Raw genomic sequence first — 11,394 nt, 5'->3', positions numbered from 1 at the left:
TTTTACTGCAAAACTAATAGTAAGGAACTTATTTGTATTAGACTATGAAAGAAAGGCTTTTTACACAAATAAAAAAGCCTTCAATAGGCTTGAAGGCTAACAAAATAAAGTTAATGTACTCCGTACGGGAATCGAACCCGTGTTTCATCCGTGAAAGGGATGCGTCCTAACCCCTAGACGAACGGAGCGTGTTTCGCTCAAAACGTGGTGCAAAGTTGCAACTATTTTTTGTAACCGCCAAATAATTCTGCAAAAATTTTTTACATTTTTTTGAAAAAAAAGTAAAAATACTTTACAAAATACTGATTTTTAGATTTTTTCCACTTCAATTATTTCTCCCATTCGGATACCTCTTTCGGTTTGGGTAAGGGAGCAAGCAGGTACTTTGGCATCGTGTTCAAAGAATAAAATCCAATTTTCTTGCAGTGCCTTTGGTAAAATTTGCTCTTTTTCCTGCATTGTGAGCAAAGGACGAACATCATACCCCATCACATAAGGCACAGGAATATGTGCCGAAGAAGGTATTAAATCGGCACAATACAAAATTTTTCTGTCCTTGTAGTGGATTAGCGGTAGTATCATTTTATCCGTATGCCCATCAACTTTCAAAATCTCAATACCTTCAAAAGGGCTTTCATTTTCTATGAAACTCAACTGACCACTTTCTTGCAGAGGCAAAATGTTTTCTTTCAAAAAAGAAGCCTTTTCCCTTGCATTAGGACGCAGGGTTGCCAGTTCCCAATGTGTTTTTTCACTCCAATAGCGAGCATTCGGAAAAGTGGGCACAAGTTTTTCTCCTTCACGCTTAATAGCTCCTCCTGCGTGGTCAAAATGTAGGTGTGTGAGCAAAACATCAGTTATATCTTCTGCACTAAATCCTGCCTTTTCAATAGAACTCAAAAGAGTATCGCCTGTGGGTTCGTAGTAGCTGAAAAACTTTTCATCTTGCTTATTGCCCATTCCCGTATCCACGAGAATAAGCCTTTTCCCATTCTGTATCAGAAGGCAACGCATTGCCCAAGTACAAAGGTTTTTCTCGTCGGCGGGAACAAGTTTGTGCCAAATCGTTTTGGGTACAACACCAAACATTGCTCCACCATCTAACTTAAAATAACCTGCCTCTATAACATATAACTGCATAATTTTTGTTTTTTCTTGAATTACAAAACTAAACTGCCACAAAATAACGTTTTAGCCAACTATTTTCCACACTGGTAAGCCAATTTTTTTCTAAATCTTGCTTTTGCGTAATGCTATTATTGAAAATCTGCATTTCGGGAGTAATTTTACCTGCCTGTATGGCTTTTTCAAGTTCGTAGAAAGGTATAGTAAAAATTTGTTCTTGGTGCAAAAAAGCAATTTGAGAGCGGTCAAGCAAAGAAATTTGATACTTTTGCTCCAAAAATTTTACAAAATTTACTTGCTTATCAATAGAACAACCCGAAGCGGCATTGAAATTTTCATCAACACCAACCACCCAAAAACGATTGTAGAAACACTTTACAGCCGCTTGCAGGTCTTGCTCGTGAGCTTTCCAAGTCTGTAAAAATTGTTCCCATTCTTGTTGCATAGCAGAAGTTTGCTCTTGGTTTAGAGTTTGGCTTGCCTGATAAATCCAAATACGAGCCGATGAAGGTAATTGCTCAAAATCAACTATCATAGTTTTTTTTACTTTAATCTATGAAAAAAAACGTTCAACAAACGCAAATAGTTTTTTATTTACTTCCTAAAAGTTCTTTGGCACTTTGTAGGGCAGAAGTAGAATTTTTTATGCCGCTAATCATTTGGGCAATTTCTTGCAAACGCTCTTCGTAAGAAAGTTCTTTAATTCGGCTTATGGTACGAGCTTCGGTATCTTCTTTGAAAACAAAATAATGCTTTTCGGCTTTGGCGGCAATCTGATGCAAATGCGTAATGGTAATGATTTGATGATTTTTTGCCATTTCTTTCATCATCAGTGCCATTTTGAGGGCTATTTCGCCTGAAATACCTGTATCAATTTCATCAAAAATAAGTGTAGGCATAGCAGTTTTGCCCGCTAAAATGTACTTAATAGCCAGCATTAGCCTTGAAAATTCACCTCCCGAAGCTACATTTTTGATTTCTTGTGGGGCAATGCCTTTGTTGGCACTGAATAAGAAAATAACTTTATCTCCGCCCCCCGAATATAATTCTGCAGGTAAAATTTGAATTTGCAGGCGAGCATTGGGCATACCAAGCTCAGAAAGCAATTTTTGAAGCTCGTTTTCTAATGAGCTAACTACCGCCTTGCGTTTTTCAGAAAGCAATTGGGCTTTTTCGGTTGCTTTTTGCAAAGCTATTTGCATTGCTTTTTCAGCTTTTTCCAAAATTTCATCAAAATTTAGCACTCTTTCTACTTTGTTTTGCAAATCTTGCTGAATTTGCAATAGCTCTTGAACTGATTTTACGCGATGCTTCTTCTGCAAGCGTTCAATTTCGTCAAGGCGTTTTTGTACCCAAGCGAGTCTTTCAGGATTGTATTCGGTGCGTTCAAAAAGCCTTTCTACCTCGCGGGTAATATCTTTGAGTTCGGTAAGCGTATTTTCCAATCTTTCGGCAAGTTCTTCATAAATACTTGAAAACTCGCTCATCTTTTCAAAATCTCTGCAAATAGCTTTTAGGCTGGATAGCACCGAACTTTCACTTTCTTGTAGTTTGTAAAGGCTTTCCGCAAGTTTGGTTTTAATTTCTTCGGCATTTTCCAAAATACCAAATTCAGCCTCCAATTCTTCTTGTTCATCTTCTTGCAGAGCGGCTTTGAGCAGTTCTTCCAGTAAAAATTTATGATAGTCCAGCTCTGCTTGTGCCTGATTTTTTTCGGTAAGTAGGCTTTGATAAAATTTGTTTTTTTGCAAATAATCTTGAAAAAGTGCTTGATATTCGGCTAAAAGTGGGAGATTTTCGGCGAAAATATCAATGATATTGCGTTGATAGCTTTCGGCAGAAAGTAGTAAATTGTCGTGCTGGGAGTGAATATCAATGAGTTGGGAAGTAATTTGCGAAAGTGTTTCTAAATTTACAGGAGTATCGTTGATAAATGCTCTTGATTTGCCCGCAGATGAAATTTCTCGGCGAATGGTAGCAGTATTTTCGTAGTCTAAATCGTTTTCAGCAAAAATATTTTGCAAATGATAGGCTGAAATATCAAAATGGGCTTCAATAACACACTTTTCGTTCTCGTTGAGTAATACTTTTTTATCAACTCTTCCACCCAAAAGCAAGCCCAAAGCCCCCAGCATAATAGATTTTCCTGCTCCTGTTTCGCCTGTAATTACATTGAAAGCCCTATGAGGCTCTAAATCTAATTTTTCAATGAGTGCGTAATTTCGTATGTGTAGCGAAAGAAGCATTTACAAGCAAAAATTTGATGGTTGATGTGAGTATAACCTTGTAGCAGTTGCTTATGTTCAATTTGCCATTTGATTATCTTAATAATCGCCGATAGTTTCTGGTAATTGGGCAAGGGCTTTTTGCAGTTCCTCGTCGTTAGGGGCAATGCCGTGCCATTTGTGCGAATTCATCATAAAATCTACTCCAAAACCCATTTCGGTTTTCATTAAAATCAGAATAGGTTGTTTGTTGCCTGTTTGTTTTTTAGCTTCTGCCAAAACCTCTAAAACGACTTGCATATCGTTGCCATTCATTGTGAGGGTTTTCCAGCCAAAAGCCTCCCATTTGGCTTGCAGATTTTTCAAAGACATCACTTGCTCTACGGGTCCATCAATCTGCTGACCATTGTAATCTACAATGCCAATAAGGTTATCTACTTGATGATGAGCCGCATACATAGCGGCTTCCCAGATTTGTCCTTCTTGTTGCTCGCCATCGCCCATAAGCACATACACAAGGCTGGTATCGCCATTGAGTTTTTTTCCTTGTGCCGCCCCGATAGCTACCGAAAGTCCTTGTCCCAAAGAACCAGAGGCTACTCGTATGCCGGGCAAACCTTCGTGGGTAGCGGGGTGTCCTTGCAGGCGGGAGTTGATTTTACGAAAAGTTTTTAATTCTGTGGTTTCAAAATAGCCACTCCGAGCCAGCACGCTATACCATAGCGGCGAAATGTGTCCGTTGGAAAGGAAAAACAAATCTTGGTTTTTTCCTTGCATATCAAAGGGCTGTGGCTTGTGATTCATTACTTCAAAATAAAGAGCCACGAGCAAATCGGTGCAACCCAAAGAGCCACCTGGGTGTCCCGATTGTGCCGAATGTACCATTCGTACAATATCTCGGCGAACCTGCGTTGCAATATTTTGAAGTTCTTGTAAAGATTTTTTCATATTTGGATTGGTATATTTAGAAACAAGATACACGGAACAAAACTTTAATTTGAAGTTCTAAACTTCAAACTTCAAACCTCAAACTTTTCAACTACCGACCTTATTTATTTGAGTTTTTTTCTTCTTTCACGTTCTTTTTTCACAAGCATAAACTCGCGACTGCTTTGTCCTGCGATAGAGGTGTTTTCAGCGGCACGGCGAAATAAATAAGGCATTACGGCTTCTACGGGTCCGTAAGGAACGTACTTTACTACATTATAGCCCGCTTTGGCAAGAGCATAAGAGATTTGGTCGCTCATACCAAAGAGTTGAGCAAAATAAATGCGTTTATCGTCTTTGGCAATGCCTTTTTCTTGCATTAGTTGCGTAAGCAAAAGATTGCTGTACTCGTTGTGCGTACCCAAACAAAGAGCGATTTTGTCTAAATTTTCCACACAAAAACGAGTGGCGTCATTGAAATCTTTATCGCAACTTTCTTTGCTTGGCTGAATAGGGTTTTTATAGCCCAATTTTTCGGCACGCTCGGCTTCTTTTTCCATATAAGCCCCACGCACCAATTTTGCACCTAAAAAATAACCTTTATTTTCTGCATCAGCAAAGGCTTTTTTTAGGTTATTTAGCATATCCCAGCGATAAAGCTGATAAGTGTTGTAAATGACAGCTCGCTGGCGGTTATATTTTTCCATAGCCTCGTAAGTGAGCTTATCAATTACATCTTGAATCCAAGTTTCTTCGCCATCTACAAGTAAATTGACATCAAGTTCATAAGCCTTTCGGCAGATGCTATCAAAACGCTTTTGTACGCGTTCCCATTCTGCTTTTTCAGGTTCTGAAAGAGCCTGACCCGCTTGAATTTTTTCTAAAAGACCAAAACGAGCTATTCCCGTAACCTTGAACACCGAAAAGGGAATATTGGGATTGTGGTCGGCTTTTTCTATGGTATGTAAAATTTCCTCGCAGGTGGCATCAAAACTTTTTTCGTTTTTTTCGCCTTCTACCGAGTAATCCAAAATAGCCCCAATGTGGTATTTGGCAAGTTCTTGAATGGTTTTTTCACATTCTTCAATAGTTTCGCCCCCGCAAAAATGCTCAAAAATAGTATGGCGAACAACACTTTTTACAAAAGGCAGATGATACTTGAAGGCAAATTTCAGAAAAGAAGTGCCGTATTTAACTAAAAAATTGCTGTTCATTGCCCAAAAAAGCCAATAAGTTTTAGTAAGTTGTCTATTGCTTTGGGCTTCAAAAGCGGTAGCAGTATCTTCAAAAGAAATCGGGGCAGATTGCGTGAGAACTTCCATTATACACTTTTTATTTTTTCAATAAAAAATCAGGCAAAAGTAGTAAAAAAAACTGAAAGCACAAGTCTAATAACATTGCCAGAAGGCGGTGTCTTCAAAAACATACATTAGCCCACTATCTCCAAGATTTACGTTCCCAAAACTCTCATCAAATTGCAATAGGAAGTTACCTTGATGTTGCTCATCTTGGAGCCATATTGGCTCGCCCAATACGTAACAAGGGGCTTGATAAACCTTTTTGCGAATTTCTCTGCCTTCATCACTACACTCATAATCAAAAATTTCTGTTGGTACTTTGAGTGCTGTAATTTGGAAAGTGTAAGAATCTGCCAAAGACTTACTTCTCTGAATATCCCCTTCTTTCAAGAATAAAATGGCGGTTTGTTCATTAAAAGGCTCATAAGCCTCATTGTAATCGGGATTATAGACAAAAAAAGACAAGGCTATGGTATTTTCAGGAATACGCTGTGCAAGCAAAGGCATAGTACGTACATCAAGCGTAAAAATATGTTGCATTTTTTTGTTTTCAAAAGTGGGTATTAACTCCTTTTTGATAGGAGCCTGCCCGCCAATATAATTGAGCGAATGGTTGTCTGGTTTTTGGTCGTAAAGGGGTTCTAAATAATAAATGTGAGTTGTAGGGGCATCAGGTTTTTCGGCAAAGTATTCGTCGATAAGTTGCTTGATAGTTTCTGATTTGGTAGCAGGGGTAGAGGCTTGCTTTCCCGATTGCTTCAAAATTTCTTCATACTTGTATGTACCTAATCCTTCTTGGAAGGTTTGCAATATTTCGCCTTTAGCATTATTTTGTAGAGCTATTTTTACAAAATAGGAGGCTGTACCGCTCTCTCGGAAATCTAATAAGAAGTAATAAACGAAATTTCGGATTTTAGAAATTTGAGAGGCAGAGGCTTTGGCAAGCGATTCTGCGGCTTTTTGCAGAAGGCTTTGAGGCGTATTTTCATTGAACAAACTAAAAATCCGTCCCCAAGTGTTTTTTTGTAGATCAATTTGGGGCAATAGTATCTTTTCTATTCGTTGCGAGGGCAAAAAAGAAAGTATTTTTTTGTAGTAGGGAAGGAGATAATGAGCAAAATCGTCTTGATATTGCGGTTGCCATAGGTGTATATCAAGATAGGTGTCATAGCTTTCACTCCACTGGATTTGATTTTTGGCAAAGTTTGCCAAATGAGCTAAAATACTCGTTTGTAAAATTTGATAAGGTATGGAATTGCTAGCAAAATCTTTGAGTTTGCTTTCCAAATACTCTAAATGTAGCTGACTTATGGCTTGTATAAAGTTACGTATGCTATACAAGTTGCTTTCTTGAATATTACTAAGTTTGCTAATCAGTTCGTCTTGCTCTTTTTTATCCAGAAGGTTGATAAAAGCAAAACTTTTTTCCCAACCATACTGATTTCCAAGTTTTTTGAGAATTATTCCTGAACTTCGCTCTTTCCCAAGATATTCAAGAGCCTTTTTGGTGAAATCCAAGCCTTCAAACATAGTTCCATTGCTTTCTCCCCAATAGAAGCTATCCAAATTGAGCCATTCGTCATACCATTTGGGAACGGCTTTTTTTTGTTCTTGGTGTTGCAGAATAGCCACTACCAAGGCAATTTCGGCTCTGTATCCTTTTTGCCAACCTTCGTCAAGAATTTTGGCACAGTGTTCAAGCTCATCAATGCCAAACCCACGCCAGTTGAATAAATGATAAAGTGTATGGTAACCCGAATAGTGCATTTTCTTGATTAAAGCACAAAACTGCTCTACACTAGCAATTTGGAAGGCGTCTTTACACCTATTGGGGTGAATATTAGCACTTTTGGGGCTCAAAGCGGCAGAAAGTAAAGTATTTTGCCAATCTGAATAAGAGCCAAAGTTTTCAAGAAATTCGTAAAAACTCTTATTGAAAGTACCCTCTATATTTAGGATATTTATTTCATCTATTTTGCCTTCTGTGAGGGTATAGAGAAACTCTTGTTTTTCACCAATTTTTGTGTTGCCGAGCGTTCCAAAATTGGCTACTTGGGTAGCAATGTCTTGTAAAATTTCTTTTTTGAGATTTTCGGGAATAGCTTTTCCTGCCCGTGCAAGCAAAGTGCAAAAGCCTTTTTGAGCCTGATGGGTAAAGGTTGAAAAACTATCATCAAAAGCACGAGGGTTATTCTGGTAAGCCCAGAAAGTCATTTTATCCAAATGAGTGTTCCAATAGGGCGTAATGCCTGTATAGGAGTTTTTATGCTCTGCAAGGTTGATTTGCTGTAAAATTTTAATAACATTTTGGGGGGTAAAAAATGTTTCTGCATTGTAGGAGGTTAGCTCGTACAAAAGGTCTATGTGCTTGTTTATATCCAGATAGCCCTTGGTTACAAAATACCACAAAGCAGGCGTAATACCTTCGTAGCCAAATTTTTTGATAAGCACATCTGTTTTTTTGTAATAATCTTTTTGAGTGTTGAGCTGTTCGGCAATTTTTTGCATTTTATCATCGCTAAGGAGTAGTAAGCCCATTTCGTATTTTTGTACTTTCTTTTTACCTTTCTGAAAGGTGATAAACTCGCCGTGTTTGAGGTTATGATAGTAGTGGGCAATTTCTTTGGGCGAACCATCATCGTTAAAAATTTCTGATGTTCCGTGGATTTGGTCGTTGAGGTATTCATCTTTTCTCACCAAAATACCCTCGTTGTTGTACCATTTCCACACACCTGCTTTTTTTCCTTCTCGGTATTCGCCTTCGGTGGTAATCTTGCCATTTACAAACCAAGTATGATGTCCGTGCAAAAGATTGTTCCGATAGCTTCCTTTTTCTCGTAAATTGCCTTTTTCATCATACCATTGCCAAGGTCCGTGCCATTGCCCTTTTTCAAATCCTCCTTTGGATTGAATAATGCCATTTTCGCTGTAAAAAGTCCATTCTCCTTCGGCGAGGTCGCTATCGTAATGCCCTGATGACTTGATGTTTCCGTTGGGGTAGTAATACACCCATTTTCCGATTTTTTCTCCTTTATCATTGGTTTCTCCTTCGTACTCAACAACAGAGGAATTGGCGAAGTAGTTTTTGTTGTAGGGCATAAAAAATAGTTTTTACGTATTCAAAGATTTTTTCAGTGCATTGATTTCGGCATTTTTGGTACGAAGGTCGGTTTCCAAAACTTTTAGTTTGTTTTGGAACTCTTGTAGCATCTTTTCCTTTTTTTCAAGTTCCTGACGAATTTCATTGGCTTTTGCGGAAAGTTCACGAGTTTGTTTATTGATTTGAGCGTTGGCTACGGTACTACCCAAGTCTTCACTTACTTCTTTGACAAAATCAATCTCGTGTTTAGCAAATTTTTTCATAGCGGCAAGTTCTACAACCCCATAAGTGATTTCATTGACGCGTATAGGGGCAAGAATAATAGAACGTGGCAAGGCTTCACCCAAACCCGAAGTGATTTGAATGTAATTTTCAGGAATATCGTCAATGTAAATAACTTCGTTGTCCATAATACACCTACCTACCAATCCTTCTTGCATTTCAAAGGTTTTTTGCAAAAACTTTCTACGAGAATAGGCATAGGCGGCAACACACTCAACCACAGGACGAGGCTTGGCTTCATTATTGATGATATACACTGCCCCCTGATTAGCTCCTACGTGATTTACCAAATCCCGAATGAATAAATACCCAATCTCACTCAATTCGGCATTTTGGTTATCGCGTAATAGGTCTGAAAATTTTGTAATACCCGTAACCGTCCAGTTTCGGTTGGTTTCTTCTTCTGAAATTTGCTGCAATTGCTCACGCATTTCAATCAGCGATTTGCCCAAACCTTCTTGCGGGTTCAGATATTCCAGTTGCATTGAAAAGTCTTTTTCACCAATTTTTCGGATAAATTGCAAGGCTTCCTGAATTTCTAAGGATAGCCTCTGTAAAGTTTGCAAAGTGGGTTTTTGTTCGGGAATTGCTTTTTCAATATCTTCGCTACTTAAAACTTCTCCTGCTAATAGCTGTTCAGAAATTAAACGCATATCATTAAAAGTCCCAAAAACCTTCTGTTCAACAATATACGCCAATAGACCTATCACAATGAGTGTGGCAATAAGCAAAGAGATTTCAAAAAATAAATTGATTTCATTGTAAAGGGCTACATATACTACATCGCCGCCTACAAGTACAAAAAGAATTAGAAGTAAAATAGTGAACTGACTGCGAAAACTCATAAGTGTATGTGTTTCTTGCTAATTATTTTTTTATAGGCTGTCTAAAATATTTTGCTTATACAGGCTCAAAGTTTTGGAAGTTCAAAAGTTTGAGCGGTTCAAAGCTAAAAAACTTTCAAACTTTCATTTTTGAACCTTACAAAAATAAAGATTTTGGAGAAAAAATATTGCTTTCGTAGATTTTTTTTAGCTTTGCAACTAAAATTTTTGCTTATGTTGCAGATTTCAGCTATTCGTGAGAACCCTGAAAAAATTATTCAAGGATTACAAAAAAAGCATTTTGCCAACGCGGAAAATATCATAAAGCAAGTGCTTGAAATTGACGCACAAAGAAGACAAGCCCAAAAGGAACAAGATGATACTTTGGCAGAATCCAATCGTCTTTCCAAACAGATTGGTATCCTGATGAAGGAAGGCAAGAAAGAAGAAGCCGAGCATACTAAAATTCAGGCGAAAAATCTTGCCGATGAAGCCAAAAAACTCGTAGAAAAAGCCTCTGAACTGGAAAACAAACTCCACGAACTTTTGGTAACTATTCCCAATGTACCCAGCGAGCAGGTTCCCGAAGGGAAAACAGCAGAGCAAAATGTAGTGGTACATCAGCACGGCGAAATACCCACCTTGCCTGAAAACGCTTTGCCTCATTGGGAACTTATCGTTAAGCACAACATCATTGATTTTGAGCTGGGGAATAAAGTTACAGGGGCAGGATTTCCATTTTACAAAGGTAAAGGGGCAAAACTGCAACGTGCCTTGATAAACTTCTTCCTTGATGAGGCTGAAAAAGCAGGTTATTACGAAGTGCAACCGCCTATTTTGGTGAATAAAGACTCGGGCTTTGGCACAGGGCAACTGCCTGATAAAGACGGACAAATGTATTTCGTTAATGCCGATGAATTGTATCTTATTCCTACTGCCGAAGTGCCTATTACCAATATTTACCGAGATGTAATTGTAGAAATCAAAGACTTGCCTATCAAGAATGTAGGGTATACACCTTGCTTTCGGCGTGAGGCGGGCAGTTGGGGGGCAGATGTAAGAGGGCTGAATCGCCTGCATCAGTTTGATAAGGTGGAAATTGTACAAATCCAACACCCCGAAAAATCGTATCAGGCTTTGGAAGAAATGCGTGAGTACGTACAGGGGCTTTTAGAAAAATTAGAATTGCCTTACCGAGTGGTAAAGCTCTGCGGTGGGGATATGAGTTTTACTTCGGCTCTTACTTATGATATGGAAGTGTATTCGGCGGCACAAAAAAGATGGTTAGAAGTAAGTTCGGTGAGCAATTTTGAAAGCTATCAGGCGAATAGACTCAAATTGCGTTTTAGAGATGAAAACAAAAAAACTCACCTCTTGCATACGCTCAATGGTAGTGCTTTGGCTTTACCAAGAATTGTAGCGGCAATGTTGGAAAACAACCAAACCTCGCAAGGTATCCGTATCCCAAAAGTTTTGCACGCTTACACAGGTTTTGAAATGATTGACTAAATCATTAGAAATAAGCGATAAGTTCGCTAAACGAATTTACCGCTTATTTAGTCGTCCCTTAAAAAGTCTGTTTAGAGAAAAATCAAAGTGTAACAATAGAAATT

Annotated in this window: 8 protein-coding genes and 1 tRNA gene; 1 reads left to right on the top strand and 8 read right to left on the bottom strand. The window is 38.4% G+C overall.

Going from position 1 to position 11,394, the window contains the following annotated elements; genetic code table 11:
- Positions 1–116: 116 nt before the first annotated feature.
- The 8 genes from ACWITO_RS07085 to ACWITO_RS07050 form a co-directional block, all read right to left on the bottom strand.
- Positions 117–188 (bottom strand) — tRNA-Glu (locus ACWITO_RS07085).
- A gap of 121 nt (positions 189–309) precedes the next feature.
- On the bottom strand, positions 310–1,140 hold the full coding sequence (locus ACWITO_RS07080) for an MBL fold metallo-hydrolase (RefSeq protein ID WP_448529303.1): 831 nt from the start codon (positions 1,138–1,140) through the stop codon (positions 310–312).
- Between the two features lie 28 nt (positions 1,141–1,168).
- Entirely contained in the window at positions 1,169–1,660 is a 492-nt protein-coding gene (locus tag ACWITO_RS07075; protein WP_448529302.1) for a hypothetical protein, read from the bottom strand.
- Between the two features lie 55 nt (positions 1,661–1,715).
- Complete coding sequence (recN, locus tag ACWITO_RS07070; RefSeq protein ID WP_448529301.1) at positions 1,716–3,371, bottom strand: DNA repair protein RecN; 1,656 nt, start codon at positions 3,369–3,371, stop codon at positions 1,716–1,718.
- Positions 3,372–3,449: 78 nt separating this feature from the next.
- Positions 3,450–4,298 (bottom strand): transketolase, encoded by an 849-nt coding sequence (locus ACWITO_RS07065; protein WP_448529300.1) that lies wholly within the window; start codon positions 4,296–4,298, stop codon positions 3,450–3,452.
- Positions 4,299–4,402: 104 nt separating this feature from the next.
- Complete coding sequence (locus ACWITO_RS07060; protein WP_448529299.1) at positions 4,403–5,599, bottom strand: proline dehydrogenase family protein; 1,197 nt, start codon at positions 5,597–5,599, stop codon at positions 4,403–4,405.
- 66 nt (positions 5,600–5,665) lie between these two features.
- Positions 5,666–8,674 (bottom strand): toxin-antitoxin system YwqK family antitoxin, encoded by a 3,009-nt coding sequence (locus ACWITO_RS07055; RefSeq protein ID WP_448529298.1) that lies wholly within the window; start codon positions 8,672–8,674, stop codon positions 5,666–5,668.
- Positions 8,675–8,686: 12 nt separating this feature from the next.
- Entirely contained in the window at positions 8,687–9,802 is a 1,116-nt protein-coding gene (locus ACWITO_RS07050; RefSeq protein WP_448529297.1) for a GAF domain-containing protein, read from the bottom strand.
- 213 nt (positions 9,803–10,015) lie between these two features.
- On the opposite strand from ACWITO_RS07050, the gene serS reads away from it, so the two are divergent.
- Entirely contained in the window at positions 10,016–11,290 is a 1,275-nt protein-coding gene (gene serS / locus ACWITO_RS07045; RefSeq protein ID WP_448529296.1) for a serine--tRNA ligase, read from the top strand.
- Positions 11,291–11,394 lie beyond the last annotated feature (104 nt).

The organism is Raineya sp. (genome assembly GCF_053497555.1).
This window is presented reverse-complemented; position numbering and strand designations above follow the sequence as displayed.

Excerpts from the sequence above, each read along its gene's own strand:
- ACWITO_RS07080 (WP_448529303.1), bottom strand. The coding sequence starts at position 1,140 with ATGCAGTTATATGTTATAGAGGCAGGTTATTTTAAGTTAGATGGTGGA.
- ACWITO_RS07075 (WP_448529302.1), bottom strand. The coding sequence starts at position 1,660 with ATGATAGTTGATTTTGAGCAATTACCTTCATCGGCTCGTATTTGGATT.
- recN (WP_448529301.1), bottom strand. The coding sequence starts at position 3,371 with ATGCTTCTTTCGCTACACATACGAAATTACGCACTCATTGAAAAATTA.
- ACWITO_RS07065 (WP_448529300.1), bottom strand. The coding sequence starts at position 4,298 with ATGAAAAAATCTTTACAAGAACTTCAAAATATTGCAACGCAGGTTCGC.
- ACWITO_RS07060 (WP_448529299.1), bottom strand. The coding sequence starts at position 5,599 with ATGGAAGTTCTCACGCAATCTGCCCCGATTTCTTTTGAAGATACTGCT.
- ACWITO_RS07055 (WP_448529298.1), bottom strand. The coding sequence starts at position 8,674 with ATGCCCTACAACAAAAACTACTTCGCCAATTCCTCTGTTGTTGAGTAC.
- ACWITO_RS07050 (WP_448529297.1), bottom strand. The coding sequence starts at position 9,802 with ATGAGTTTTCGCAGTCAGTTCACTATTTTACTTCTAATTCTTTTTGTA.
- serS (WP_448529296.1), top strand. The coding sequence starts at position 10,016 with ATGTTGCAGATTTCAGCTATTCGTGAGAACCCTGAAAAAATTATTCAA.